The 26,135-nt window shown below is 68.9% G+C and carries 22 protein-coding genes; 17 read left to right on the top strand and 5 right to left on the bottom strand.

Annotation, left to right across the window (positions count from 1 at the left end; all coding sequences use genetic code 11):
* On the top strand, positions 1–128 hold a 128-nt coding region (locus ACX93N_RS08965; RefSeq protein WP_459428133.1), incomplete at its 5' end, for a transposase.
* 36 nt (positions 129–164) lie between these two features.
* Entirely contained in the window at positions 165–1,838 is a 1,674-nt protein-coding gene (locus tag ACX93N_RS08970) for an alkaline phosphatase D family protein (RefSeq protein ID WP_459428072.1), read from the top strand.
* On the opposite strand, the gene ACX93N_RS08975 is transcribed toward ACX93N_RS08970, so the two are convergent.
* A complete protein-coding gene (locus ACX93N_RS08975; protein ID WP_459428073.1) occupies positions 1,835–3,316 on the bottom strand; it encodes a GumC family protein in 1,482 nt (493 codons plus the stop codon). The genes ACX93N_RS08970 and ACX93N_RS08975 overlap by 4 nt on opposite strands.
* Before the next feature lie 87 nt (positions 3,317–3,403).
* Between ACX93N_RS08975 and ACX93N_RS08980 the strand changes: the two genes are divergently transcribed.
* The 4 genes from ACX93N_RS08980 to ACX93N_RS08995 all read left to right on the top strand — a co-directional run bounded on the left by ACX93N_RS08980 (position 3,404) and on the right by ACX93N_RS08995 (position 8,818).
* Positions 3,404–4,465, top strand: coding sequence for a 3-deoxy-7-phosphoheptulonate synthase (locus ACX93N_RS08980; protein ID WP_459428074.1), 1,062 nt, complete (start codon positions 3,404–3,406; stop codon positions 4,463–4,465).
* Positions 4,466–4,530: 65 nt separating this feature from the next.
* On the top strand, positions 4,531–4,914 hold the full coding sequence (gene mntA, locus ACX93N_RS08985) for a type VII toxin-antitoxin system MntA family adenylyltransferase antitoxin (protein ID WP_459428075.1): 384 nt from the start codon (positions 4,531–4,533) through the stop codon (positions 4,912–4,914).
* Complete coding sequence (gene hepT / locus ACX93N_RS08990) at positions 4,889–5,329, top strand: type VII toxin-antitoxin system HepT family RNase toxin (protein WP_459428076.1); 441 nt, start codon at positions 4,889–4,891, stop codon at positions 5,327–5,329. Before mntA ends, hepT begins: the two co-directional genes overlap by 26 nt.
* Positions 5,330–5,332: 3 nt before the next feature.
* Entirely contained in the window at positions 5,333–8,818 is a 3,486-nt protein-coding gene (locus tag ACX93N_RS08995) for a hybrid sensor histidine kinase/response regulator (RefSeq protein WP_459428077.1), read from the top strand.
* On the opposite strand, the gene ACX93N_RS09000 is transcribed toward ACX93N_RS08995, so the two are convergent.
* Positions 8,810–9,478: a response regulator transcription factor gene (locus ACX93N_RS09000; RefSeq protein ID WP_459428078.1), complete on the bottom strand. Its 669-nt coding sequence runs from the start codon at positions 9,476–9,478 to the stop codon at positions 8,810–8,812. The two genes, ACX93N_RS08995 and ACX93N_RS09000, sit on opposite strands and share 9 nt — an antisense overlap.
* Before the next feature lie 59 nt (positions 9,479–9,537).
* Here ACX93N_RS09000 and ACX93N_RS09005 point away from each other — a divergent pair, with 59 nt between their 5' ends.
* The 8 genes from ACX93N_RS09005 to ACX93N_RS09040 all read left to right on the top strand — a co-directional run bounded on the left by ACX93N_RS09005 (position 9,538) and on the right by ACX93N_RS09040 (position 18,161).
* Positions 9,538–10,641 (top strand): cis-3-hydroxy-L-proline dehydratase, encoded by a 1,104-nt coding sequence (locus tag ACX93N_RS09005; RefSeq protein ID WP_459428079.1) that lies wholly within the window; start codon positions 9,538–9,540, stop codon positions 10,639–10,641.
* A 112-nt stretch (positions 10,642–10,753) separates the two neighbouring features.
* Positions 10,754–12,133: a DcaP family trimeric outer membrane transporter gene (locus ACX93N_RS09010; protein WP_459428080.1), complete on the top strand. Its 1,380-nt coding sequence runs from the start codon at positions 10,754–10,756 to the stop codon at positions 12,131–12,133.
* 87 nt (positions 12,134–12,220) lie between these two features.
* Complete coding sequence (locus tag ACX93N_RS09015; protein ID WP_459428081.1) at positions 12,221–12,490, top strand: DUF4212 domain-containing protein; 270 nt, start codon at positions 12,221–12,223, stop codon at positions 12,488–12,490.
* A gap of 3 nt (positions 12,491–12,493) precedes the next feature.
* Positions 12,494–14,224, top strand: coding sequence for a sodium:solute symporter family protein (locus tag ACX93N_RS09020; RefSeq protein WP_459428082.1), 1,731 nt, complete (start codon positions 12,494–12,496; stop codon positions 14,222–14,224).
* On the top strand, positions 14,225–14,683 hold the full coding sequence (locus tag ACX93N_RS09025) for a hypothetical protein (protein WP_459428083.1): 459 nt from the start codon (positions 14,225–14,227) through the stop codon (positions 14,681–14,683).
* Between the two features lie 13 nt (positions 14,684–14,696).
* Entirely contained in the window at positions 14,697–16,553 is a 1,857-nt protein-coding gene (locus ACX93N_RS09030; protein WP_459428084.1) for a putative nucleotidyltransferase substrate binding domain-containing protein, read from the top strand.
* Positions 16,553–17,218 carry an exonuclease domain-containing protein gene (locus ACX93N_RS09035; RefSeq protein WP_459428085.1) on the top strand — a complete coding sequence of 222 codons (666 nt, stop codon included), beginning with the start codon at positions 16,553–16,555 and terminating at the stop codon, positions 17,216–17,218. Before ACX93N_RS09030 ends, ACX93N_RS09035 begins: the two co-directional genes overlap by 1 nt.
* 55 nt (positions 17,219–17,273) lie before the next feature.
* Positions 17,274–18,161 carry an alpha/beta hydrolase family protein gene (locus ACX93N_RS09040; protein WP_459428086.1) on the top strand — a complete coding sequence of 296 codons (888 nt, stop codon included), beginning with the start codon at positions 17,274–17,276 and terminating at the stop codon, positions 18,159–18,161.
* 1 nt (position 18,162) lies between these two features.
* Here ACX93N_RS09040 and ACX93N_RS09045 read toward each other — a convergent pair whose 3' ends face one another.
* Positions 18,163–20,037 (bottom strand): S8 family serine peptidase, encoded by a 1,875-nt coding sequence (locus ACX93N_RS09045; protein ID WP_459428087.1) that lies wholly within the window; start codon positions 20,035–20,037, stop codon positions 18,163–18,165.
* A 203-nt stretch (positions 20,038–20,240) separates the two neighbouring features.
* Here ACX93N_RS09045 and ACX93N_RS09050 point away from each other — a divergent pair, with 203 nt between their 5' ends.
* Positions 20,241–22,025: a flavin monoamine oxidase family protein gene (locus tag ACX93N_RS09050; protein ID WP_459428088.1), complete on the top strand. Its 1,785-nt coding sequence runs from the start codon at positions 20,241–20,243 to the stop codon at positions 22,023–22,025.
* Between the two features lie 58 nt (positions 22,026–22,083).
* Positions 22,084–23,652: a sodium:solute symporter family protein gene (locus ACX93N_RS09055; protein WP_459428089.1), complete on the top strand. Its 1,569-nt coding sequence runs from the start codon at positions 22,084–22,086 to the stop codon at positions 23,650–23,652.
* A gap of 36 nt (positions 23,653–23,688) precedes the next feature.
* On the opposite strand, the gene ACX93N_RS09060 is transcribed toward ACX93N_RS09055, so the two are convergent.
* Positions 23,689–24,648 carry an NAD(P)H-dependent flavin oxidoreductase gene (locus ACX93N_RS09060; RefSeq protein WP_459428090.1) on the bottom strand — a complete coding sequence of 320 codons (960 nt, stop codon included), beginning with the start codon at positions 24,646–24,648 and terminating at the stop codon, positions 23,689–23,691.
* A 143-nt stretch (positions 24,649–24,791) separates the two neighbouring features.
* On the opposite strand from ACX93N_RS09060, the gene ACX93N_RS09065 reads away from it, so the two are divergent.
* Positions 24,792–25,349 (top strand): PadR family transcriptional regulator, encoded by a 558-nt coding sequence (locus ACX93N_RS09065; RefSeq protein WP_459428091.1) that lies wholly within the window; start codon positions 24,792–24,794, stop codon positions 25,347–25,349.
* Positions 25,350–25,352: 3 nt separating this feature from the next.
* On the opposite strand, the gene ACX93N_RS09070 is transcribed toward ACX93N_RS09065, so the two are convergent.
* Positions 25,353–26,132 (bottom strand): hypothetical protein, encoded by a 780-nt coding sequence (locus ACX93N_RS09070; protein ID WP_459428092.1) that lies wholly within the window; start codon positions 26,130–26,132, stop codon positions 25,353–25,355.
* Positions 26,133–26,135: the final 3 nt, after the last annotated feature.

Below are 26,135 nucleotides of genomic sequence, written 5' to 3' on the forward strand. Positions count from 1 at the left end.
TACATACCAGCGTTTTGGAGGGGATCAACAACCGAATAAAGGTCATCAAGCGGATGGCCTATGGCTACCGGGACGAGGCGTATTTCTTCCTGAAGATCCGCGCGGCGTTCCCCGGTAATCTACGATGAACCTTTTTTTTGGGTGCCTGCCAGGGAGGTATCACCATGACCATCGATAAGGACCGCCGCCGCACGGTCGCTGGCCTGGCAGCCGGCACGGCCCTCGTTCTCACCGGCTGCGCCGGGAGCCGCGAAAGACCGGCGTCCCTCCGCTTCGCCCATGGCGTTGCGAGTGGTGACCCCACGGAGACCTCTGCCGTGTTGTGGACGCGTCTCTCCGGGGTGACGTCGGATACGCCCGTGAGCTGGGAGCTCGCCCATGACCGCACATTCCGGCGCCTGGCGGGCCGCGGTGTGGCAGCCGCGCTCGCGGACCGGGACTTCACGGTGAAGGTGGACGCGAGGGGGCTGGAGGCGGGCACCCGCTACTTCTACCGCTTTCGTGCCGCCGGCAAGACATCACCGGTAGGACGCACCCGCACCCTGCCGACCGGGACCGTGGCGGCGCTCGGCTTCGCGGTCGCCTCCTGTTCCAACTACCCCTTCGGCTATTTCAACGCCTACGAGGCCATGGCGCTTGACCCGGAGGTCGATTTTGTCCTGCACCTCGGAGACTATCTTTACGAGTACGCCGCCGATGGCTGGGGTGCGGAGCAGGGTGCGAGCCTCGGCCGCCTGCACCGGCCGGCCAACGAGACCGTGACCCTGGCGGACTACCGTCTGCGCCACGCGCAATACAAGGGCGATCCGCAGTCGCAGGCGCTGCACGCGGCACACCCGCTGATTCCCCTCTGGGACGACCACGAGTCCGCGAACAACCCGTGGACCGGCGGCGCGGAGAACCACCAGCCGGCAACGGAGGGTGCGTGGAACGCCCGGCGCGCTGCGGCCACCCGCGCCTGGTTCGAGTGGATGCCGGTGCGCGACCCGTCTCCGGGGCAGGCACCGTGGGACTACTGGCGCAGCTTCCGCTTCGGTGACCTCGCAACCCTGGTGACGCTGGAGACCCGCCACGGCGCCCGCGCGCAGCAGGTGGAATATGCTGACCATCCGGAAGCGCTGGCGGGGCCGGAAGCGGCAGGGCGGTTCCTGGCCGAAGTCGTCGGTGACCCGGCCCGGCGTCTGCTCTCGCCGGAACAGGAGCGCTTCGTGGCTGACGCGCTGGCCGGGTCGGTGCGCGAGGAGCAGCCCTGGCGCCTGGTGGGGAACCAGGTGCCGATGGCGCGCACGGCGGCTCCACGGCTCAGCGAGGCGGACCTGGCCAGCCTGGCGCCGGCAGCACCCGCTGACGAGCTCGAGCGAGTGCGCGGCCTGGCGGAACGGGCTGCCCTCGGCCTGCCGCTCTACCTCGATCCGTGGGATGGCTACCCGGCCGCCCGGGAACGGTTCTACGCGGCGGCCCGCGCTGTTGGCGCCGGTGACCTGCTGGTGCTCACCGGGGACAGCCACAGTTTCTGGGCCAATGCGCTGCACGATGCGGCGGGAAGTCCCATGGGCCTGGAACTCGGTACAGCGGGCATCACCTCACCCGGTGATTTCGCGCGCCTCGGCCGGGACGGTGCCCGGTTACTTGACCGGCGGCTCGTCGAGGCTAACCCGGAGGTTCTCTGGACCGACGGTCTGCACAACGGCTACCTGCGCCTGCGGCTGACCCCGGCGCGGGCCCACGCGGACTATATCGCCGTCAGTTCCGTGGTGGAGCGGGACTACCGGCTGTCGCGCCTGCGGCGCTTGCGCGTGGGCCGGGGGGAGAGCGGGCTGGCCTGGGACTGGGGCTAGTGACTGCCCGGGTCGACCTGCCCTTCGCCCCCTTCGCCCCCTTCGCCCCCTTCGTCGCGCCGTCCCAGGCGCCCTGCCTGCGGCCGCGCCAGGCGCGGGTCGGCCTCGCCGCGGTAGGGGAGCTCACCGTCTCGCTCCGGCGGGTAGAAGTGCACGCCGGACAGGGTCACCCAGGCCGCTTGCGACTGCCGGGGTGACAGGAAACTGCGCAGCCAGACCCCGCCGATTGCCGCCAGCAGCGCCGCTCCGAGGCTGAGCCCCGCGAGGAGCCAGTAGTCGGGGCCGATGCGTGTGCTCACCGGGGACGGCTCGGCGATGACCGCGACCTCCGGGTACTTGTCGACCCGGCGCACGTCCAGCTGCACCAGCCGTGCCCGCGTCTCGCGCTTCAGCTCCTCGAGGCGCTCGATATCGGCCTGCAGCGCGGCGTGGGTGGCGTAGGTTTCGTTGAACGATGCCACCGCCGCCCGGTGCTCGGCAAAGCGCGCCTCGAGCTCCCGCACCGTGGCGCGCGCCGTGTCGTAGGCGCGCTGAGCGCCAGCCAGCTCGAGCTGCCGGCCCCGGTCCATCAGTTCGGCGATCTCCCCCTGGACCTGCTCGAGGCGGCGCGGCACCTGGCGCAGGGTGGCGTCGCGCTCGATGTATTCCGGTGTGTAGCGCTTGCGCAGCACCAGCAGTTCCGTGCTCAGTTCGTCGCGCTCCTCCTCGAGGCTCTCGAGTTCGGCGCGCAGGGCCTCGGGCATGACCAGGCGGTCCGCCGCGATGGCTTCGCGCACCGTGGCGAGGTAGGCCTTGCTGCGCACCTCCTCGGCTTCGGCTTCGCGGAGCGCCTCATTGAGACCGTCGAGGCGGCTCATTACCGCGTTTTCCTCGCGCTCCACCGACACGATGTCATGCTTGGCGCGGAAAGCGGCGAGGGCGGTCCGGGCCTCGGCGATGCGCTGGTCCAGCGCATCGACTTCTTCCTCGACGCGCGCCATGCTGCTCGCCTTGCTGTTGTCGACGTCGCGGGCGCGGGCGGCGCTGTAGACGTCGATCCAGCTGTCGACGACCTGCGGCAGCAGCCCCGGCTCGGTGCCGGTGGCCGCGAGTTCGACCAGGTTGGTATCGGGCACCGCCTCGACGCTGAGCATCGCGCGCAGCGCCTCCGTGCTCACCGCGCTGCCCCGCGCCTCGAGCTCCATGGCCAGCGCCGCCATGATCTCGTCGCCGCTGAGCACCCGGCGCTGGATGGCGACGTTCTGCGCGTCTTCCACGGCCGCCGGCGCGTCGAGAGCGCGCGGCGCGCTCATGAGCACGCTGGCGCTGCTGCGGTAGCGTGATGGCTGCAGGAAGGTATAGGCGAGCGCGGCCAGAAGTACCACCAGGAAAATGATCATGAAGAGCCGCGGGCGTCCCCGGTCGACGCTCTCCATGCCGCCGGCGGAGAAACCGCCCGGCCGCTCCAGCCGCTCGACCTGCGCACGCGTTGCTGCCATCGCCTGCCCCATCCTGCAAGGGAAACGTGGCCGCAGCATAACATGCTATATTGCGCCGCCTGTTGTTTTATCCGATCGAGTCCAGCCATGAAAGCCGCCACCGACGACCTGCGCATCCAGGGCACGACCGAGCTGGTCGCGCCGGAGACCCTCGTCAATGAAATACCCCTCACCGATGCCGCCGCCGAGACGGTGGCTCGGGCCCGCCGCGAGATCCACGAGGTGCTCGCCGGCGAGGACGACCGGCTGGTCGTGGTGGTGGGCCCTTGCTCCATCCACGACCCGTCGGCGGCCCGGGAGTACGCCGCGGGGCTGAAAGCGCTCGCGGACGAGCTGCGCGAGGACCTGTGTATCGTCATGCGCGTGTACTTCGAGAAGCCGCGCACCACCGTCGGCTGGAAGGGCCTCATCAACGACCCGGATCTCAACAACACCTTCCAGATCAACAAGGGCCTGCGCCTGGCGCGGCAGCTGCTGGCAGACCTCGCCGGGATGGGCCTGCCCGCGGGGACGGAATACCTGGACCTCATCAGCCCGCAGTACGTCGCCGACCTGGTCGCCTGGGGGGCGATCGGCGCGCGTACGACGGAGAGCCAGACGCACCGGGAACTGGCTTCCGGCCTGTCCTGCCCCGTGGGCTTCAAGAACGCCACCGACGGCGATGTGCAGGTGGCGGTGGATGCGATCCGCTCGGCTTCCCAGCCGCACCACTTCCTCTCGGTGACCAAGCAGGGGCACTCGGCGATCTTCCAGACCGCCGGCAACGCCGACTGCCACGTGATCCTCCGCGGCGGCAAGCACCCCAACTACGACATGTTCTCCGTGGATGATGCGTCCGCGCTGCTGGCCAAGGCGGGCCTGCCCGCGCGGATCATGATCGACGCCAGCCACGCCAACAGCCGCAAGATCCCGTCGCGGCAGGTGGATGTGGCCTGCGACATCGCCACGCAGGTGGCCCGGGGCTCCACCGCCATCTGCGGTGTGATGCTTGAGAGCAATCTCGTCGAGGGCCGGCAGGACGTACAGCCCGGGCAGCCGCTCACCTACGGCCAGAGCATCACGGACCCGTGCATGGCCTGGGAAGACACCGGGAGCGTGCTGCGGGAGCTGGCGCAGGCGGTGCAGCTGCGCCGGGGCGGGCTGGCGTAGGGTGCTTGTCCGCACGATGACTCCAGCGTTGGCCGCACCGGCAGAAATCGGTGACAATCAAGGTCATGAATGCACTGAGGGAGCTTGCCCGCCTGGCGTCCGGCGTTGAGGCCATTGAGGTGCTCTGGCTCTACGGTTCGCGCGCCCGGGGCGACGCAGAACCTGCCAGCGACTATGATCTCGCTGCCGCACTGACCGGTCAGCCGCCCGACGCAGCGCGCTGGCTTGCCCTGGAGATGTTTGAGCGTGAGGCAGAGCAGGCACTTGGAGCCTCTGTCTCCTGCATCGACATCAACCGGGCACCGGTGCCGCTCGCAGCGAATGTCATCCACGAGGGCTGGGTGCTGTTCTGCCGCTCCGACCTGCGGCTGCGTGCGGAGGAGCAGCGTGTATGGTCGCTTTGGGAGGCGTACAAGGGCGAGCATGAGCGGAACCGACAGGCCCTATGAGGCTTATGTGTACGCGCTGCGCGAACAGGTAGCGCAGCACCTGGCGGGCCTCGATGAGCTGTCCGAAACGCTGGCCGCCCGGCCTCTTACCTTCAATGAGCGCAATGCCTCGGAGCGCGGCCTGCAGGTGATGGTCGAGAGGGCGGTCGGCTGCTCGAAGCATCTTCTCAAGGCGCGGCAGCTCCCGGTGCCCGCCGAGGCGCGAGCAGCCCTCGAGCGCGTTTATGAGCAGCTGGCCCTGAACGAGCCGCCGCTTGCCATCCTGCGGGGCGCCGTCGGGATGCGCAACGCGATCATCCACGATTACCTGAACCTCGACTGGCGGCGGCTCGAGGCTGTGCTCGCTGACAGGAAGTACTACGAGGTCGCCCGTTACGTCGAGGTGCTTTGTGCCAGGCTGCTGAACGACGCGTAAACCGTGACGGCACCGTCCAACCTTCTCAGCCTCGCGCTCCTCTACATCGTCCTCCTGTTTGGCGTCGCCTGGTGGTCCGACCGGCTGGGCGCACGGTCACCGGCGGCATCTTCGCCGCGGCTCAGGGCGCTGGTCTACGCGCTTACTCTCGGCGTGTTCTGCTCATCCTGGACCTTCTACGGCGCCGTGGGCAGCGCGGCGGAAACGCCCTGGAGCCATGCGCCGATCTACCTCGGGCCGATGCTGCTCTTCCTCCTCGGCTGGCCCGTGCTGCGCCGGCTGGTACAGGTGGGTGTCGAGCACCGGGTGACCTCCATCGCCGACTACCTCGGCGCGCGCTACGGCAAGCGCCAGGCCCTGTCCATGCTGGTGACGGCGGTGGCGGCCGCGGCGGTACTGCCCTACATCGCCCTGCAGTTCCGCGCCCTGGCGCAGGCCTGGGCCACGGTGGTCGGCGGGCAGACCGGTGCCATGGGCGATACGACGCTGTTCGTTGCGATCATCCTCGCGGTGTTCACGATTCTCTTCGGTACCCGGCGCATGGACGGGCGGGAGCGGCACCTGGGCGTGATGAACGCGGTCGCGGTGGAATCGGTGGTCAAGCTGCTGGCCTTCGTCGCGGTCGCGGCCGTGGCCCTGCTCTACCTGAGCGAAACCGGCGTGGACGACGCGCTGGCGGTCGCTGCGCTGTCGCCCGCCCGGGCCGTCGAGAGCGCGGATTTCTATGCGCGCACGCTGCTCAGCGCGCTGGCGATCCTCTGCCTGCCGCGGCAGTTCCATGTGTCCGTGGTAGAGGCGCAGAGCCTCGACGATGCCCGCTATGCGCGCTGGCTGCTGCCGGCCTATCTCGGCGCGTTCCTGCTCCTGGCCATGCCCATCAGCCTTGCCGGCCCCCGGCTCGCCGGTGCGCTGGGCACCGGCGTCGCACCGGATACCTACACGCAGTGGCTGCCGCTGGCGCTCGGCAACGACTGGGTCGCTATCGCCGCCTTCATCGGCGGCATCTCCGCCGCTACCGGCATGGTGATCGTCGCCACCGTGAGCCTCGCGATCATGGTCACCAACGAGGTGGCGGTGCCTGTCGCCATGCGCCTGCAGGCCGGCTCGCCGCGGCTGATCCTGGGTCTCGGCGACCGCCTGCGCCGGGTGCGCCAGGTGACCATTGTCGCGATTCTCCTCGCCGCCTGGGGGGTATCGCGTGCGCTCACCGGCATTCCGTGGCTGGCGGAGATCGGTTTCATGTCTTTCCTCGCCGCGGCGCAGCTTGCCCCGGCGCTGCTCGCCGGCCTCTACTGGCGCCGGGCCCACGGCCTGGCGGTGACCGTGGGCCTGCTCGCCGGGCTGAGCCTGTGGTTCTACTGTGCGGTCCTGCCGGCGCAGCTGCCGGCGGGTTCGGTGCTCCTCGCCGAGGGGCCTTTCGGCATCCCCTGGCTGTCACCGGTCAGCCTTTTCGGCAGTGCCGACGGCGCGCGCCTCGCCCACGCCACGGCCTGGAGCCTGGGTGTGAACGCGGCACTACTCGTGCTCTTCAGCCTGGTCCTGTCGCCCTCGGCGGCGGACCGGCGCCAGGCGCGGCTGTTCCTCTCCGGCGAGGGCGAGGCGACCGACGATGATTTCGAGCTCAGCCCGATCCGGGTCAGCCAGCTGCAGGCGCTGCTGCCACCGCTCCTCGGCGAGGAGGTCAGCAGCCGGCTCTGGCGCGCCATCGAGGCCACCTATGAGCAGCGCCTCCTCCCCGGAGACCGGGCGCCGGCCTTCGCGCTCAACCGGGTGGAGTCGGCGCTGGCCGGCGTCATCGGCGCTGCCTCCGCGAGCCGGGTGCTGGCGCAGCTGGAGGAGAGCCGGCAGCTGGACTTTGTCGATATCGCCGGCCTCGTCGGCGACCTCAACCGGCAGTACAGCGTGAATCGCAGCCTGCTCGAATCCACGCTGGAATCCATGCTCCAGGGCGTCTCCGTGGTCGACGAGGAGCTGCGCCTGGTGGCCTGGAATACGCGCTATGAGAAAATGTTCGCCTATCCGGAGCGTTTCCTCTACGTGGGCTGCCCCATCGAGCGCGTGTACCGCTTCAACTGGGAGCGGGGCATTCTCGGCCGTGGCCGGGAGGACATCGATGCCGAGGTGGAGAAGCGCCTCGCCTGGCTCCGCCGGGGCAGTGCCTACCGGCTGCAGCGGCGCATGCCTAACGGCCGGGTGATCGACATCCGCGGCAACCCCATGCCCCAGGGCGGCTTCGTGACCACCTACATCGACATCACGGACTACCGCGAGGTGGTCGAAGAGCTCGAGGACGCGAAGAAGGAACTCGAGGCGCGAGTGGCATCGGGCTCTGCGAGCCTGTCCGACACCAATGCACAGCTGCGCCGGGAAAACCGCCTGCGTGCTGCCGCGGAGGCCGGCCTGCGCGAGGCCAACCGGCGCCGCGGGCGCTTCATGTCCGCCACCAGCCACGACCTGCTGCAGCCGATCAACGCCGCCCGGCTGTTCCTGGCGGCGCTGCGCAACAGGGTGCCGGCGGAGGGCGACGTGGGCGAGACAGTCGGGCAGATCGATGACGCGCTCAAGCGCGCCGAGCAGCTTATCGCCGAGCTGCGCGAGATGGCACGCCTCGACTCGGGGCGGCAGAAGGTCACGGCGGCGCCTTTCCCGGCAGCCGAACTGCTGCGCCAGCTGCGGGAGGAGTTCGAGCCCCAGGCGCGTCGGGCCGCTGTGGAATTGTGCTGGGTGTCTTCGAGCCTCTGGCTGCACAGCGACCGGGCGCTGGTCTACCGTGTGCTGCAGAACCTCGTCGCCAATGCCATCAAGTACGCGGCGCCGGGACGGGTACTGATCGGCTTGCGTCGCCGGCCCGGACGGGGCGAGATCCAGGTACTGGACCAGGGCCCGGGGATCGCGCCCGAGGACCGGGCGCGGATCTTCGATGAGTTTGAACGGGCCCGCGGCGGCGCTGACGACGAGGGACTCGGGCTGGGGCTTGCGATCGTACGCCGTTACACGGACCTGCTCGGCCTGCCGCTGCGGCTGGAATCGGAGCAGGGCCGGGGTACGCTGTTTTCGGTGCAGCTGTCCCGCGGCAGCGCCCGGCTGGCCGCGGAGCCGGAAGCTGCGCCGCCGCCGGCGCTGGAGCTCGCGGGCTGCCGGGTGGTCTGCCTCGATAATGATGCGCGTGTGCGCGAGGGTATGCGCGCGCTGCTGGCGTCCATGGGCTGCGATGTACGCGTCTGCGCCGATCGCGAAGCCCTCAGCGCCGCGCTGGCCGCAGGTCGCCCCGACGCGATTATTGCCGACTACCACCTGGACGGCGACGACAACGGCGTCGCCGCCGTGACTGCCGTCACCGATGGCGGCGGCCCGCCACCACCCTGCATCGTGATCAGTGCCGACGACGGCGAGACGGTGCGTGCCGCGGCTCGGGAGGCGGGGTACCGGTTCCTGCCCAAGCCGGTGAACCCGGCGCGGCTGCGGGCGCTGCTGCTGGCCCTACGCTGAATCGGGGGGCTGGGCGATGGCGGCGGGCTCCGGCACGTTCAGGTTGCTCAGGGCGAGCACGGCCTGGGTGCGCGATTGCACACCGAGCTTGCGGAAGATCTCCGTCATGTGCGCCTTCACCGTGGCCTCTTTCACGCCGAGTTCCCAGGCGATCTGCTTGTTCAGCAGCCCTTCGGCGAGCATGGCGACCACGCGAAACTGCTGCGGCGTGAGGGTGCCGAGGGCCTCGGCGATGTCGAGGGTCCTGAGGCCGGTGCCCTCGCTGCCGATGGCCAGTTCCGGGTGCAGGCCGCGCTCGCCGGCGAGTACGCGGCGCAGGCAGTCGCCGATGGTCCCCGTTCCGGCCGACTTGGAGAGGAAGGCCGCGGCCCCGAGATCGATGGCGCGGCGCACCGTGTCCGGGTGCGTATTGGCGGAGATCATGACCACGGGGCTCCCAGGGAAGGCGCCCGTGTACCAGCCGAGGGCGGAGAAGCCGCTCGCCCCGGGCATGTGCAGGTCCAGGAGCAGCAGCTCCGGCGCGCCCTCGGTGTCGATCTGTGCCTGCAGCGCGGCCACGTCGGCGACGCCCTCGACGCGCTCCGCCAGACCGCTGTCAGAGAGTAGCGAGGCCAGGGCGTTACGGAAGAGGGGATGGTCGTCGGCGATCACGCAGCGCACAGGACGGGGCTCCGATGGGTTATTGTTTGTCTGCCACTATAACGGAGAGCCGGTCACCCATGAAGATTTCCGCGCTGCGTGCCTACCAGGTCGACCTGCCGCTGAAGGAGGGCCGCTACGCCTGGTCCGGCGGCAAGAGTGTGGACGTGTTCGACAGCACCGTGGTCGCTGTGGAGACGGACGCCGGAATCACCGGCTACGGCGAGGTGTGCCCCCTCGGCCCCTTCTATCTGCCCGCCTACGCCGCGGGTGTTCGCGCGGGGCTCGCCGAGCTGGGTCCGCAGCTCCTGGGTGAGGACCCACGGGAGCTCGGCCGCCTGAACCTCGCCATGGATCGCGCCCTGCGCGGGCACCCCTACGTGAAGTCGGGTGTCGACATGGCCTGCTGGGACATCCTTGGCAAGGTCTCGGGCCTGCCCGTCTGCCAGCTCCTGGGCGGCCGCTACGGGGAGGACTTTCATCTTTACCGGGCCATCTCGCAGCGCCCGCCCGCGGAGATGGCGGAGAACGTGCGCCAGTACCGGGAGGAGGGCTATCGCCGCTTTCAGCTCAAGGTGGGCGGAGATCCGGATGAGGACATCGAGCGCATCCGCTCCGTGGCCGCAGTGCTCGCGCCGGGCGACAAGCTGATAGCCGACGCGAATACGGGCTGGACGCAGCACGAGGCCCTGCGCGTGGTGCACGCGGTGCGCGATCTCGACGTGTATATCGAGCAGCCCTGCGAGACCTACGAGGAATGCCTGTCCGTGCGCCAGCGCACGCCCCATCCCTTCGTCCTCGACGAGAACATCGACGGGCTACAGTCGCTGCTGCGCGGGCACGCGGACCGGGCCATGGACGTGGTGAACATCAAGATCAGCAAGTTTGGCGGCCTCACCCGGGCGCGGCAGGCGCGCGACCTCTGTGCGTCGCTCGGCATCGCCATGACCATCGAGGACAGCTGGGGCGGCGATATCGTGACCGCCGCTATCGCACACCTGGCGCACAGCACGCCGACGCCGCTCCTGTTCACCTCCACCGACTTCAACAGTTACGTGACCGTGGCCAACGCCGAGGGCGCGCCGCAGCGCCGGGCAGGGCGCCTGGCGGCGTCGACGGCGCCCGGGCTCGGCATCACCTCCACGGGGGCGGTGCTCGGCAACGAGGTGCTTGCTGTGACCTAGACCTTGGTCGAGGAAAGTCCCGCTTCTTGACCAAGGTCTAATGGTGACCGGGAGGTCCGGCCTCTAAAACGATACCCCGTGGAACGCAAGGAAACTCCTCGGGGGACAGAACATGAACAGGAGGACTAGCAAGGGCCTGTCGGTCGCGGTGCTGCTGGCCGGCAGCTCGCTGGCCGGCGCGGCGGACCTGGAGACGCGGATCGCCGCCCTCGAGGCCCAGCTGGCGGAGCTCAAGGCGGCCGTGGCCGAAGAGCAGGGCACGACCGGCCCGCCGCCGCGGCAGGGCAGCGCTGCGCCTGCGGTCGAGCCGGCGCTCGAGACGCTCACCATCGGCCAGGACGCCATCGAGGAGACGCTGGCGCTCTCCCACATCATGAAGCGCGACGACACCTGGTTCCGTTACGGTGGCTACATGCAGCTCGATACGCTGGTCAGCAGCTACAGCGACGGCAAGCCGGCCGCGCTCATGGAGGACTTCCTGGTGCCCTCGCTCATACCGGTCGAGCCGGTATCCGGCGGGAGCGACAGCTACCAGAGCACGAACATGCACGCGAAGAGCTCGCGCTTCTGGTTCGGCACCGAGACGGACACCGACGCCGGCCGCATCCGCTCGCACATCGAGCTCGATTTCATCCTCAGTGCGCAGGGCGACGAGCGCGTCTCCAACAGCTTCAGCGCCCGGATCCGCCACGCCTACGTCGACTGGCAGTACGCCCCGGGCCAATCGCTCATGGCGGGGCAGAACTGGTCGACTTTCTTCGATGTGGGCGCGCTGCCGGATCTCCTCGACTTCGTCGGCCCGGTGGGCACGATCTTCGAGCGCCAGCCGCAACTGCGCTGGACCAGCGGCAACCTCCAGTTCGCCCTCGAGAATGCGACCACGCGCCTGAGCCTGCCCGGCGGTGGCAGCCGCATCGATGACGGCGAGACCCTGCCGGACATCGTCGCCCGCTACAACGGCAAGAGCGGTGACCTGCGCTGGTCCGTGGCCGGCATTGCCCGGCAGCTCGATTACGAGGCCCGCGACGGCGCTGTGGAACAGGGCTCCGACAGCACCCTCGGCTACGGCGCCAGCCTCTCCGGCAAGTGGCAGCTCGGCAGCGACGACCTGCGCTTCATGGCGAGCTACGGCAATGCCCTCGGGCGCTACCTGGGCCTGAATTCCTTCAACGACGGCTACATCGCCGCCGACGGCGACATCGAGACCATCGACCAGTACGGCCTGGTGCTGGCCTACCGGCACTTCTGGGCGCCCGAGTGGCGCAGTTCCTTCTCGCTGTCGATGTCCGGGGCGAGCAATCCTTCGGAGAGTGAGCTCGCCGGGGCCGGCCTGCTCGCCAGGGCGTACCGCTCGGCGCATGCCAACCTGTGGTACACACCGGCGCCGGGCCTGCAGCTCGGCGGCGAGCTCATCTACGGCACCAAGGAGCTCGAGGACGGCCGCGACGGCAGCCTCAGCCGGCTGCAGCTGGCGGTCAAGTACGCCTTCTGAATCCGGTAGACCAAAGTCCAACAGTGCCCTGCCGCAGCCTGGGCTACAGTGGCGGCAGGGTATAACGATAAGCAGGGGAGACCTGGCATGGCGAAGAAGATGACCGAGGAACAGGCCCGCGCCTACTGGCGCCGCAATCTGTCCCTCATGGTGAAACTGCTGGTGGTGTGGTTCATCGTCAGCTACGGCTGCGGCATCCTGCTCGTGGATGTCCTCAATCAGTTCCGTATCGGCGGCTACAAGCTCGGGTTCTGGTTTGCCCAGCAGGGCTCTATCTACACCTTCGTGGTGCTGATCTTCATCTACCGCTGGCGCATGGCGGCCCTCGACCGCGAATTCGACGTGGAGGAGGACTGACCCATGGATTTGCAGACCCTCACCTACATCGTCGTCGGCGCGACCTTCACGCTGTACATCGGCATCGCCATCTGGTCCCGCGCGGGCTCCACCAGGGACTTCTACGTCGCCGGCGGCGGCGTGCACCCGGTGGCGAACGGCATGGCCACGGCAGCGGACTGGATGTCAGCCGCCTCCTTCATCGGTATGGCCGGCCTCATCGCCTACATGGGCTACGGCGGTTCCGTGTTCCTCATGGGCTGGACCGGCGGTTTCGTGATCCTGGCCATGCTTCTCGCGCCGTACCTGCGCAAGTACGGAAAGTTCACCGTGCCCGAGTTCATCGGAGACCGTTTCTACTCACGCGCCGCGCGTGCCGTCGCGGTGGTGTGCCTGATCATCTGCTCCACCACCTACGTCATCGGCCAGATGAAGGGGATCGGTGTCGCCTTCTCGCGCTTCCTCGAGGTGGACTATAACGTCGGCCTGCTCGTGGGCATGTGCATCGTTTTCTTCTATGCCGTGCTCGGCGGCATGAAGGGCATTACCTATACCCAGATCGCGCAGTACTGCGTGCTGATCCTGGCCTACACGATCCCCGCGATCTTCATCAGCCTGCAGCTCACGGGCAACCCGCTGCCACAGCTCGGCCTCGGCAGCACCCTGGTGGGCACCGATACCTTCCTGCTCGACAAGCTCGACCAGATGGTCATGGAACTGGGCTTCAAGGAGTACACGACGGACGTGCGCCTCTCGGGGCTCAACATGTTTGCCTACACGGCCTCGCTGATGATCGGCACCGCGGGTCTGCCGCACGTGATCATCCGCTTCTTCACCGTACCGAAGGTGCGCGATGCCCGCTCCTCCGCCGGCTGGGCGCTGGTCTTCATCGCCATCCTCTATACCACCGCCCCGGCCGTTGCCGGCATGGCGCGGCTGAATCTCATGCAGACCATCGAGCCGGAGCCCGGCCAGTACCTCCAGTACGATGAGCGCCCGCAGTGGTTCAGGAACTGGGAGACCACGGGCCTGCTCGAGTTCGAGGACAAGAACGGCGATGGCGCCATGCTGTACACGGCGAACCCGGAGACCAACGAACTGGTCAAGGTCGACCGCGATATCATCGTGCTCGCCAACCCGGAGATCGCGCAGCTGCCGAACTGGGTCATTGCCCTGGTGGCGGCCGGCGGCCTTGCCGCGGCCCTGTCCACGGCGGCGGGCCTGCTGCTCGCGATCGCTTCGGCCATCTCTCACGACCTGCTCAAGGGCATGATCACCCCGAATATCAGCGAGAAGCAGGAACTCCTGGCCAGCCGCGTCGCCATGGCAGCGGCGATTGCCGGCGCCGGCTACCTGGGCTTCAATCCGCCGGACTTTGCGGCGGGCACCGTCGCGCTGGCCTTCGGCCTCGCGGCATCGTCGATCTTCCCGGTGCTGATGATGGGGATCTTCTCCAGCCGGGTGAACAAGGAGGGCGCCATCGCCGGCATGATTGCGGGGATCGGGGTCACCCTGTTCTACGTGTTCCAGCACAAGGGCATCATGTTCGTGGCTTCTACCGCCTTCCTCGGCGACATGCCGGAGAACTGGTTCCTCGGCATCGAACCCAATGCCTTCGGCGCCATCGGCGCGATCGTGAACTTCGCGGTTGCCCTCGGTGTATCGGCAGTTACCCAGGCGCCGCCGGCAGACGTGCGGGAGCTCGTCGAGCACATCCGCGTGCCGGCGGGCGCCGAGGCGGCGGTGGAGCACTAGGTGCTGCGCAACCGGCACGTCCTCATCGCGCTGCTGGTCACCCCGGTCCTCGCTTTGCTGGCATGGTTCGGGGTCGGCCAGCTCGCCGGCGAGAAGCCCGCCCCGGCCGAGCCGGGGCGGGCTTACCCGCTGGTGGAGCAGCCCAACTGCCGCTATGCCAGCGGGGCCTGCGACCTGCGTAACGCCGATCTCGAGCTGCACATTAGGCTCGGCGACGGCCGCGAGCCGAAGGTCACGGTCACCAGCTCCCATCCGCTCGAGCGGGTGCAGCTGGCCCACGCAAGGGAAGCGGGCAATGACCTGCCCGGCGACCTGGCCCGGGTGGCGGAAGGCCGCTGGGAGGGGCAGCTTCGCGCCCGCCCCGTGGAGGGCGACCGGCTGCGGCTGGTAGCACAGGGCGCCGGTGCCTTCTACTATGGCGAAGTGGCCACGGCGTTCGCCCGGCCCGGGGATTTCTGAAGCGGAGGGCGCCATGACCCCCCTGTCACCACCGGTGGAGCTGGCTAGCGTCGGCGAGTTCCTGGCGCAGTCGCTGCCCTTCGACCTGCTCGAGCCGGCGGAGCTTGACCGGGCGGTGAGCGCACTGCTTGTGTCCTATCATCCTCACGGGGACCGCTTCGACGCCGCCAGCGAACCTGCCGGTCTGCGCATCGTCCGCAGCGGCGCGGTGGATTTGCGTGACAGCAGCAACAAGCTCCTCGACCGGCTTGGCGAGGGTGAGAACTTCCACATCGGCAACCTGAATGCCGGCGACGATACGGTCATCGCCACGGTGATCGAGGATTCGCTGCTCTACCTGCTGCCGGACGAAGCCTACCGGGAGCTGCGTGCCGGTAACCGCGCGTTCGACCGTTACTTCAGTCGCCAGCGCAGCCGGCGCCTGCGCCGCGCCGCCCGCTACATGCCCGAGGCCAACCCGCTGCTGTCGCCGCTGCGCGAAAGCATGAGCACAGACCTGCTCTGCATGCCGCCGGATGCGCCGGTGCAGGCGGTGGCCGCCGCGATGGCGGAGCGGCGGGTGTCCTCCGCGTTCATCAGCGAGGGGGATCAACTGCTCGGTATCGTCACGGACCGGGACCTGCGCACCCGCTGCCTGGCGGCCGGGCTGCCGGCGTCGACCGCGGTGCGCGGGATCATGACCCCGGACCCGGAAGGTATCGGGCCGGAGGACACGATCTTCAACGCGACGCTGCTCATGACGCAGCGCGGCTTCCATCATCTGCCGGTGCTGGACGCCGGGCGCCTCGTCGGTGTCATCACGACCTCGGACCTTATCCTGGCCCGGCGCAATGACCCGGTGTACCTCGTGCAGCACCTGTCCCGCCAGGACAGCGTCGAGGGCATGGTGGAACTGCTCAGCGCCCTGTCGGACCAGCTGCAGCAGTGGGTAAGCGCGGGGATGCGGGCCGAGCAGGTGTCCCGGCTGCTCACCGCGATTTCCGACGCGGTCACAGTCCGTCTTATCCAGCTGGCGGAGCGGGCGCACGGTCCGGCGCCGGGCCCCTGGGCCTGGCTGGGCTTCGGCTCGCAGGCGCGGGGGGAGCAGCTCCTCGGTGCCGATCAGGACAACGGTATCGTCATCGACGACAGGGTGCCGGCGGCAGAGCGCGGCTGGTACGCCGCCGTGGCAAGGTCCGTCTGCGATGGGCTGGCCGCCTGCGGCTACAAGTACTGCCCCGGCGGCATCATGGCGACCACCGACGAATGGCGGCAGCCGCTGGCCACCTGGCAGGACACGGTCGCCGGCTGGACGCGCACGCCGACGCCGGCGGCGGTGATGCGGGTGAGCATTTTCTTCGATCTGCGCACCGTCTACGGCGAAGAGAGCCTGTGCGCGCGGCTGCAGCAGGTGATGCTCGAGCGCGCTTCGAGCAACACGATTTTCCTCGCGGCGCTGGCCGCCAATGCGCTGGCGAATGCGCCGCCGCTGGGCATCTTCCGCCGCTTCGTCGTCGACCGCGATGGCGAGCATCGTGACAGCCTGGACCTGAAGAAGCGCGGTGTGCTGCCGATCACCGAGATCGTCCGCCTGCATGCGCTGGCGCACAAGCTCACCGCCGTGAATACGAACGAGCGCCTCGAGGCCCTCGCCGCGCAGCGTCATCTCACCATCGGCGACAGCCGCAACCTCGCCGATGCGCTGCACTGTATCCAGCAGCAGCGCATCCGCCACCAGTGCCAAGAGATGGCTGCGGGCGAGCCCGTGGACAATTTCCTGAATCCGCGCAAGCTGCCGCGGCTCGCCCGGGAGCAGCTGCGCGACGCCTTTACAATCATCGACGAGGCCCAGGGCGCGGTACGCCAGACCTACCGCGCCGGCATGGGCTGATGGGCCCCGGCCTGCGCCTCAAGCGTCTGCGCTACCGGGGCCAGGTCGTCCGCGGCGCCCTGGCGGCTTGCTGGGAGGCCCCGCTGCCGAAGCCGGGTACGGACTGGCGCCGGGTACCGTTCCTTGCCTGTGATGGCGAGATGTCGTCGCTGGAGGCGACCGAGGGCGAGCTGCTGAGCCTGGGTTGGCTGCCGATTGTGGATGGCGCGGCGCAGCTGGCAGGCGCCCGGCACCGGGTGGTCCGTCCGAGCGGTGGCGTCGGGCAGAGTGCCGTGGTGCACCAGCTTCGGGACGTGGACCTCGCCGGCGGGGAGGAGGCCGACGCGGTGCTGGACGCGTTCCTCACCGCCGCCCGCGGCCGCGTGCTCGTCTTCCACAATGCCCGTCTCGACCTCGCCTTCCTCGATCGTCTTTGCGAGGCGCGCTACGGCGCGCCGCTGCTGCTGCCGGTGATCGATACGCTCCGCCTGGAGCAGCGCCTGCTTGCCCGGCGCGAGCAGGCGGTTAAGGCGGGCGAGCTCACCCTAGGCAGCTGCCGCGCCCGCTACGGTCTGCCGGAACACGCCGCGCACAATGCACTCACCGACGCGCTGGCGACGGCGGAGCTGCTGCTCGCCCACGCGGCGGTCCGCGGGAAGGGATTGCGGCTCAAGGACCTGCTGTAGCGCGCCGCGGTGCCGGCTGCGTTATGCTGGTGCACGGCTTCACAGGAGATTGTCTATGCGTGTTTTCTGCGCTACCGCGCTGCTGCTGTTACTCCCGGCCGCTCACGCCATGGCCGCGGAAGACCCCGTCGCTACGGACCCGGCGCCCGCGCTGAGGCCGCCGCCGGCGATCGTGGAGCTCACTATCGACAGCCAAGGTGAGCGCCTGCCGGGCCACGCCTACCTGGCCGCCGGGCCCGGGCCGCATCCCACGGTCCTGCTCCTGCACGGCTTTCCCGGGAACGAGCGCAACTTCGATCTCGCGCAGCGCTTCCGCCGGGCGGGTTTCAACAGTGTGTTCTTCCATTACCGCGGTGCCTGGGGAGCCGAGGGCAATTACTCGATCGGCGGCCAGCAGGAGGACGTGGCTGCCGTATTGCGGCACTTGCGGACCAGGGCTGCGGAGCTGCGGGTGGATCCGGAACGGCTCACCCTGCTCGGCCACTCCCTTGGCGGCTTTACCGCGCTGGCGGCCGGGCGCCGGGAGGCTGTCGTCTGTGTCGGCGCCATGGCGCCCGCCAACCCGGCGCTCTACCGGTCACTCGACGCGGACGGGCGCATGGCCCTCGAACCGCGTGTCGCCGCCTACGCCGACAGCCTGTTCATGCTCGCGGGTTTCGATGCCGGCGTGATGCGGGCGGAGCTGGCCGCCGCGCCCGCCGCGGCGGTCGACCCGCGGGTCTTCGGCCCCGCGCTGGTCGGCAGGTCGATCATGCTCGTGGGCGCTGAACGCGACCAGGCGACGCCCCTGGACAGCGTCTTCCGGCCCATCGCCGAGCGCTATGCCGCCGTGCCGGGGCTGGCCCTGCGCTCGGTGGTCCTCGACGACGACCACAGTTTTTCCGGCAGCCGGGGCCGGCTGGGACGGTTGCTGCTTGCTTGGCTCAGGGAAGACTGTTCCTAGGTCAGCTGCCGAAACGCTCCTCGGCCAATGCCAGGCTTGCCTTCGGGTTGAGCAGGCGGATCGTGCGGCTCTCCAGTGCCTTCTCATCGGCAGCGTCGAGGATCAATGCCTTGAGCTCCGCCATGGTCAGCTGCGGGTAGAGCGCGAGCAGCTTGCCCGCGAGGTTCATGACCTGCGGTGAGGACATGGAGGTACCGTTGTAGGCGATGCGGTTCCCGCCTGGCACGTAGCTCTCGACCTCGAAGCCGTTGCCGTAGATGTCCACCTTGCCCAGGCTGGTAAAACTGGTTTCGTCGCCGGCCTTGTCCACGGCGCCTACGGTAAGCAGGTTCGGGTAGTCATAGCTGCTCGGGTAGAACTCGTCGAAGCGCACGTCGTTGTCCGAGTTGCCGGCGCTGGTGACGAAGAGGATCTGTGGTGCCTCGGCGATGGCGCGGCGCAGCGCGTCATTGGTGATGTCGTAGAGCTCGCGGGCGAAGGCCTTGCGCGCCTCGGGGCTGTCGCCGGCACCGTTCGCCTCGAGCGCATCCTCGATGGCGCGCAGGGAGCCGCCCCAGCTCATGTTGACCACGCGCACGCCGTTGTCGCGGAAATAGTCTACCGTCTCGAGCATCATGGCGGCTTCCCGGTGTGCCTGGGGCAGCGTGGGTTCTTCGGGGATCAGCTCATGGCCGTAGGTCATGCGGGCGGCGAGGAGGCGGGCGAAGGGGTTGCCCGCGGCAGCGATGCCGCCCACGTGCGTGCCGTGGGAGTAGTTGCCGTAGGCGCCGAGAGACTCGAGGAAGTCCTTGACCTCGGCCTGGTCGAGGGCCGCCATGCGCCGGCGCACAATGCTGGCTTCCTCGCTGTCGACGTTGAACTGGATGTCGCCGATGCCCTTCACCAGCCGTTGTAGGGCCGCCTCGTCCTCGGCGATCTCGCCGATGGGGTAGAGCAGCTCGGTCACCCGGTTGGCATCCAGGTCGTAGGCAATGCCGTGGCGGTCGTCGATGTGGCCGTTACCGTCGTCGTCCCGGCCGTTCCCGGGGACCTCGTCCGCGTTCTCCCAGAGCTGGCCGGTCTCCGCGAAGATGGCCGTGTCCAGGCCGCTGTCCCAGATGGCGAGGGTCACCGGCTCGCCGTCCGCATCCTCGCCCAGGGCGGCCTGGCGCTCGGCCCAGATGTCCGCCTTCTCGATGCGGTTGGCGGCGATGGTGGCGGCGAGGACGCCGTTCATGGCCTCGGCGCTCGGAATGAAATAGTCGAGGGAGAACACCGCGCCGACCAGGCTGGTGGCGATGTCCAGGCTGATTTCGCCGCCGGTGCGGTCGAGGACCGGCTGGTAGTTCGACTCGAGGCTGCCGAGGACGAGGGCGCGGCTGAGGATCTCCGTGCGGCCCTTCAGGCTCTCGAGGTTGGCCTCGACGGTGGCGTAGGGCAGGGGCTCCAACAGGGTGGCGAGCTCTGCGGCCACGGCCTCCGGCGTCACTTCGCCGGCGAGGGCCGCGCGGGCGACGGCCCGGCCGGCGAGGCCCAGGGTCAGCCGGTTGGCGGCCTTGCTCTCCAGCGCCTGGCGCTTCTCCACGGTCTTCAGGTAGCGCTGCCAGTCCCCCTCGGCGATGGCCACCGAGCCGAGCATGCCGTAGTAGTCCTGCACCGTGCTGTCGTCACGGATGTCGAAGCGCTCGAGGTCGCCGGTCACGTCTTCGCGGATGGCGGCGGCGAGGGCCAGGAGCGCATCCCGGTGCTCCGGCGCGTAGAGATCGGTGACCGGCAGGTCGACCCGGTAGCTGTGCCGGGGCAGGTCGTCCTTCTTCTCGATCACGATGCGCTCGGCGGCGGCGCTCAGGGGGAGGAGGGCGGCGAGGGCACCCAGGGCGAGGCGGCGCAGGGACATGAGGGATCTCCGATTGCTCAAAAACGGCATTATAGTCAGAGCCCGCTCGGGTTTCCGGGCCGTTCGTCGCTGGAACCCTTCGGCTCGTCGCGCGGCGCAGCGGTCCGGGGTATCGGCGGGGTATCGTCCCCTTGCCGGATTGCCCAGGGGAACTACCTTTGGGATAAGACCGCTGGTATTACCGTTGGAGGCGTACGTTGCTCATGGTTCTGTCCAGGCTCTCCGCCGCCGTCCTTGCGCTGCTGCTGTCGGCCTGTCGCATCGAGGTTATCGTGCCCGAGGGCGCGAGGGTCCTCACCGAGTCGGGGGCCTTCCGCTGTGCCGGCCCCGGCACCTGCGAGCTGGAAGTCAGTGACCTGTTCTTTGACGAGACCTTCTTCGTCGAGACCGACCCGGATAGCGTTTTCCGCGGCTGGAAGAAACGGCATCGCGGTCTGTGCGGCGGTCGCAGCGACCGTTGCCGCCTGTTCACATCCGGCTTCGAGGGAAACGAGGCCCTTATGGCCATCCTCGATTCTGATGAGGTCTTCTTCCTCGAGGCAGAGGTCGCCCCGCCCGCTACTGCGCATGACGTGATTGTCGTGGGCGCGGGCAGCGCGGGCCTCTACGCGACGAAGTTCCTGCAGGAACACGGCTATGACGTTCTGCTCATCGAGGCCACTGACCGTATCGGCGGCCGGGTGAAGAGTGCATCCCTCGGCGATACGCGCGTCGACCTCGGCGCGGAAGAGCACTACCTCGGCACCGGCGGCAACCCGGTATGGCCGGCTGTCCGTGCCCGCTACGGTGAGGCGATCTACGTCAGACCCTATCGGGGAATCGACGCAAATTCGATGGACGGCGGCAGCAATACCTGCTGGACCACGCCCTCCGCCGCCCGGCCCTGTTCCGTCGACGCGGATGTGACCGCGGTCCGCGCGTTCTGGGACTGGTACTGGCGGCCGAACCTGCACCAGGACCCCTCGGCAACCCTCGCGGACGCCGTGCTGGCCGAGTTCGGCGTCGGACCCGGGCACCGCGCCTATCACCTCTACGATGCGGGCATCGCGGGCGGCGTCTTCGCCACCAGCCTGCACCGGCTGGGCGCCCGGAGCCTCGCGCTGCAGAGCGTTGGCTGGGACCTGTCCAGCAGCGTCCGGGTGCTGCGTGACAAGGACCTCGGTTACGCGGATGCACTGGAAACGCTCTGGTGGGACGAGGTCGTCGCCAACAGCGACCTGTTGCTGGAACATCCCGTCGTGCGCATTGACACCAGCGGTGAGGATGTCCTGGTCACGGACGAGCGGGGTGGCCGCCACTGGGCGCGGCAGGTCATCGTGACCGTCTCTGTCGGCGTGCTGCAGGCCGAAACAATAGACTTCGTCCCCGACCTGCCGTCGGCAACGGTGGCAGCCTACAACGGCATCGGTATGGGACCCGGCCTGAAAGTCGCCCTGCGTTTCCGTTCCGCCTGGTGGGAGACCGAAGGAGAGGCCCTGGGCTGGCTGGTGACCGAGGGGCTGGCCGGCGCCTGCTGGGCGCCCGGTGACTACAAGGTCGGCAGCGAAGCGCCCATCCTCATGTGCTATCCCATGGGGGACAACGGCGCGGCTCTCAGCGAACTCGCCGAGGACGCCGGCGGAGGCGCCGCCGGGGACCGGGCCATCGTCGACGCGATACTGGCAGACCTCGACAGAACCTTTCCCGGGGCCCCGGGCCGTGCCTCGGCAACCTACCGGGACGCACTGGTGCAGAACTGGGGCGCCGACCCCTACATCCGCGGCGTTTACTCGTTCCCGCTGGTTGGCACTTATGCATCGGCGGACGACAACCGGCGCCTGGACCTGCAGCAACCCGCCGCCGCCAACCGGTTGTTTTTTGCGGGCGAGGCTTCTCACCCAACCCACCCCGGCACGGTGGTGGGCGCGCTCCACGAGGGGGAGCGCGCGGCGCGCGCGGTGCACGCTGTGAACGGCAACCCGGGCAGGCCGCCGGCGCTCCCCGACTGACGTCGAACGGGCGCGCCCAGCTGTACCGGTGGGGCCCCCGCATGCGTAAACTGGCGCCATGGTCGATCTTGATCCCCTCGCCGCCTGGAGCTGGTTCTTTCTCTGCCTGTACGTGGGCTTGATGGTGCTGTTCGGCTTCGTCGGCCTGTCGCGGGTGCGCGGCAGCGACGATTTCGCCACCGCCCGCGGCAGCTACGGCCCGGTGTTCCTCGCCTTCGCCATGACCGCCACGGCGGCCAGCGGTGCCACCTTTCTCGGCCTGCCGGGGCTCGCCTACCGGGCCGGCCTGTCGGCGCTCTGGTACGCGGTCATCTATCCGCTCGGTGTCTACACCGGGGTTCTCCTCTGTCTGCACGCGGTGCGCCAGGCCGGTGAGCGCTTCGGCAGCCGCTCCATCCCCGAGTACCTCGGCGACCGTTACGATTCGGAGGCGCTGCGCATCCTCGCGGCGCTGTTCTCCCTTGCGCTGCTGTTCTACCTGGCCGGGCAGCTGCTTTCCGGGGCCGTGATGTTCACGCAGCTCCTGGGCCTCGATACCTTTACCGCGCTCTGCGTCACGGCCGTCGTCCTCATGGTCTACGTGGCCCTCGGCGGCGCGCATGCCGACATCCTCACGGACGGCGTGCAGGGTGCGCTGATGCTGCTGCTGGCGCTTCTGCTCCTGTGGATGTTTCTCACCGGCTTTGGTGTGGAAGGCGGGTTCGGCGGCATGCTCGAGGCCCTCGAGGCGCGGGACCCGGCGCTGGTCGCGCCGCTGAACCCGGGCTTCACGCTGTTCAACTCGCGCTGGGATCTGTTCGCGGTGTTCATCGCCCACCTGCCCCTGGGCCTGCTGCCGCACGTCGGTAACAAGCTGTGGGCGCTGAAGAGCAACCGGGACCAGCGGCGCTTCATCGTGCTGTCATTCCTCTTCGGGCTCATCCTCCCCGCGATCACCTGCGGCGGGATCCTCGCCCGGGTATTGCTCGGGGATGCGCTGCTGGAGCCGGGGAATCACCCGAACAACGCGATCCCCGCCCTGTTCATCGCCACGCTGCCGACCTGGGTGGCGGCGCTCATCGGCGCCGGGGTGCTGGCAGCGGTCATGTCGACCGCGGACGGCCTGGTGGTCTCCACGGGGCAGATCTTCGCCAACGACATCTTCCGCCTGAGTATCGCGCCGCGCTTCCCGGGGCGCTTCAGCGAGGCCGCCGTGGACCGCATCGGGCTCGCCATCGGGCGGGTGGCGACGGTGCTCGTGCTGCTCGCGGCCATCGCCCTGGCCTGGACCACCCGGGACATGAACATCGCCCTGCTGGTCTGGGTGGGCATCGGCGGCATGATGGCGGCGACGGCGGCGCCGATGTTCCTCGGCGTCCTCTGGCGGCGGGCTACCCGGGCCGGCGCTATCAGCGGCTTTGCTGCCGGCGGAGTGACCTTTGCGGTGCTCCACCTGGCGCTGATCGACGCGGCCTGGTTCGCGGGCACGGCGCTGGCGCCGGTGGCAGACTGGCTTGCGGTGCAGGCGGTGAATCCCTACGCCTGCGCCACCCTGGGGACGGGCGTTTCACTCATCGCGATGGTGGGCGTGTCGCTGGTGACGCGGCCCCCGCAGGCCGCGTATCTCGAGAAAGTCTTCGGGGAGTGAGCGCCGGGCCCCCCGCGGGCCCGGGCACCCTGCGGCTCAGGCCACGCGGGCCTTTGCGGCCTCGTACTCGCGCGCCAGGCGCGCGATGAGGTCGCCGGCGGGGCCTACGGACTTCACGGCGCCAATGCCCTGGCCGCAGCCCCAGATGTCTTTCCAGGCTTTGGCGTCGGTGTTGCCGCCGGAGCCGAAGTCCATCTTGCTGGGATCGCCTTCGGGGAGGTTGTCCGGGTCCAGGCCCGCATCGCGGATCGAGGGCTTCAGGTAGTTGCCGTTGACGCCCGTGAACAGGCTCGAGTAGACAATCTCCGAGGAGTCGTAATCGACGATGGCCTGCTTGTAGGCCTCGTTGGCGTTGGCTTCGTCCGTGGCGATGAACGCGGAGCCCACGTAGGCGAGGTCCGCGCCCATGGCCCGGGCCGCGAGCACGGCGTCACCGGTAGCGATGGAGCCGGAGAGAAGCAGTGGACCGTCGAACCACTCGCGGATCTCCTGGACGAGAGCGAAGGGCGAGGTGGTGCCAGCGTGCCCGCCGGCGCCGGCAGCGACGGCGATCAGCCCGTCCGCGCCTTTTTCGACGGCCTTCCTGGCGAAGCGGTTGTTGATCACGTCATGCAGCACGATGCCGCCGTAGCTGTGGATGGCCTCGTTGACGAACTCCTTGGCGCCGAGGGAGGTGATCACGACCGGTGCCTTGTACTTCACGCACAGCTCGAGGTCTTCCTGGAGGCGGTTGTTGGAGCCGTGGACGATGAGGTTCACCGCGAACGGTGCCGACGGCTGGTCCGGGTGCGCCTCGTCCCAGGCGGCGAGCTCGCTGGTGATGCGCTCGAGCCAGCGCTCCAGTTCCTCTACCGGACGGGCATTCAGGGACGGGAAGGAGCCGACCACCCCGGCCTTGCACTGGGCGATGACCAGGTCCGGGTTGGAGATAATGAACAGGGGCGCGCCGACCACGGGCAGGCGCAGCCGGTCGGCAAGGATCGGGGGCAGTGCCATGGAGAGTCCTCGTGCTGGTTGCTGGTAGCTGGTTGCTGGTAGCTGCGGCGGGAGCATAGTGCCTCCCGGAGCGATATGCAATATTTTGCATAAAAAGGGCTTTCGGTGCATCATGGCCTATCGAGCGTTCACGGAGAGGTCCCATGGCCCTGTCCCACGCCATCATGACGGCGCTGATCGAGGACGACATGTCCGGCTACGAGCTGGCCAAGGCCTTCGACGCGTCTCTCGGCCTGTTCTGGAACGCCTCCCATCAGCAGATCTACCAGGAATTGCGCAAGCTGGCCGGGAAGGGCTGGCTCAACCGGCGCGAGGTGGCCCAGCGCGGCAAGCCCGACAAGATTCTCTACGGTCTCACCCAGGCCGGGCGCGAGGCCCTCGGTGAGTGGGTCTACCGGGAAAGCCGTGTGCAGGAAAGCAAGGACGACCTCCTGGTCAAGCTGTACAACCTGTCAGCGGAGAACATCGGCCACCTGAGGGTGGAGATCGATGAACGGCGGGAGGCGATGATGCAGCGTCTCTACCTCTACGAGCGCATCCGCCGGGGCCACTACGCCAACCCCGGGGCGCTGCCGCTGCGCCGCCAGGGCGTGTTTCTCGCCCTGCGCCTCGGCATCCTTGCCGGGGAGCAGTACCTCGCCTGGTGCGACGAGGCCCTGGACCTGCTCGCCCGGGAGCAGGAGAAGCTCGGTATTTCCTGACTTTCAATCTCCCTTGAACAGCGACTTGAGGGCCCCCTCGGCGCTGTCCATGTCCTCGTCCGAGAGGTTGAGCTTGTCCTTCAGCTTTGCCTTCGCCGCATCCTTCGCGGCCTCCTTCGCCCGCTCCGCCAGCGCGTCGCCCACGGCATCCTGCGCCTCCTTCAGTACGGCCTCCAGCAGCTGGCGGGCCAGCTCCGCGGGTGTCAGCCCGCTAGCGGGGTCGCCGATGCCGGTCCGCACCACGTCGGGCACGCGCAGGGAGGCCTCGCCGTACTGCTCGGTGGTGAGGGTGGCCTGCGTGTCCGTGAACGAGAAGTGCTGCAAGGCCAGGCGAACGTCCGTGGGGTCCTCCGGGTCGGCCGGCGGGGCTGCCTCGCCCGAGGCGGCGCGGACGTTCCTGAGGATCGTCGACAGGTTCGTCGCCGTGCCTTTCTGCTCGGCGTTGAGGCGGCCGCCGGCGATGGTGACGTCCTCAAGGCGCAGGACGCTGCCGGTGACGCTGGCCGGGTCCAGGTCGACCCGCACCGTGTCGAGCGCAAAGGCGTAATCCGTGCCGTAGCCGGGCGGATTGTCGATGACCAGGCCCTTGAGGGTGGCGCTGCCGGCGGCGAGGTCGAGATCGACGCTGTCCAGCGTTACCGCGGTGCCGGTAAGCCGGCTGCCCGTGTCCTCGATGGTGCCGAGCACGAGGTCGTCGAGGTTCCTGAGCACCCAGACGACGCCCAGCCCGAGGACGACCAGGAGCAGAACGAGGATAAGGAGCGTGGTCTTCAGGGCTTTCACGGT

The organism is Pseudohaliea sp. (assembly GCF_054552115.1).

Bases quoted from the DNA above. Each gene is read 5' to 3' on its own strand.
- mntA (WP_459428075.1), top strand. From the start codon at position 4,531: ATGAATGCACTGAGGGAGCTTGCCCGCCTGGCGTCCGGCGTTGAGGCC.
- ACX93N_RS09015 (WP_459428081.1), top strand. From the start codon at position 12,221: ATGGCGAAGAAGATGACCGAGGAACAGGCCCGCGCCTACTGGCGCCGC.
- ACX93N_RS08970 (WP_459428072.1), top strand. From the start codon at position 165: ATGACCATCGATAAGGACCGCCGCCGCACGGTCGCTGGCCTGGCAGCC.
- hepT (WP_459428076.1), top strand. From the start codon at position 4,889: ATGAGCGGAACCGACAGGCCCTATGAGGCTTATGTGTACGCGCTGCGC.
- ACX93N_RS09005 (WP_459428079.1), top strand. From the start codon at position 9,538: ATGAAGATTTCCGCGCTGCGTGCCTACCAGGTCGACCTGCCGCTGAAG.
- ACX93N_RS09040 (WP_459428086.1), top strand. From the start codon at position 17,274: ATGCGTGTTTTCTGCGCTACCGCGCTGCTGCTGTTACTCCCGGCCGCT.
- ACX93N_RS09035 (WP_459428085.1), top strand. From the start codon at position 16,553: ATGGGCCCCGGCCTGCGCCTCAAGCGTCTGCGCTACCGGGGCCAGGTC.
- ACX93N_RS09065 (WP_459428091.1), top strand. From the start codon at position 24,792: ATGGCCCTGTCCCACGCCATCATGACGGCGCTGATCGAGGACGACATG.
- ACX93N_RS08975 (WP_459428073.1), bottom strand. From the start codon at position 3,316: ATGGCAGCAACGCGTGCGCAGGTCGAGCGGCTGGAGCGGCCGGGCGGT.
- ACX93N_RS09010 (WP_459428080.1), top strand. From the start codon at position 10,754: ATGAACAGGAGGACTAGCAAGGGCCTGTCGGTCGCGGTGCTGCTGGCC.
- ACX93N_RS09020 (WP_459428082.1), top strand. From the start codon at position 12,494: ATGGATTTGCAGACCCTCACCTACATCGTCGTCGGCGCGACCTTCACG.
- ACX93N_RS09050 (WP_459428088.1), top strand. From the start codon at position 20,241: ATGGTTCTGTCCAGGCTCTCCGCCGCCGTCCTTGCGCTGCTGCTGTCG.
- ACX93N_RS08980 (WP_459428074.1), top strand. From the start codon at position 3,404: ATGAAAGCCGCCACCGACGACCTGCGCATCCAGGGCACGACCGAGCTG.
- ACX93N_RS09045 (WP_459428087.1), bottom strand. From the start codon at position 20,037: ATGTCCCTGCGCCGCCTCGCCCTGGGTGCCCTCGCCGCCCTCCTCCCC.
- ACX93N_RS09030 (WP_459428084.1), top strand. From the start codon at position 14,697: ATGACCCCCCTGTCACCACCGGTGGAGCTGGCTAGCGTCGGCGAGTTC.
- ACX93N_RS09055 (WP_459428089.1), top strand. From the start codon at position 22,084: ATGGTCGATCTTGATCCCCTCGCCGCCTGGAGCTGGTTCTTTCTCTGC.
- ACX93N_RS09060 (WP_459428090.1), bottom strand. From the start codon at position 24,648: ATGGCACTGCCCCCGATCCTTGCCGACCGGCTGCGCCTGCCCGTGGTC.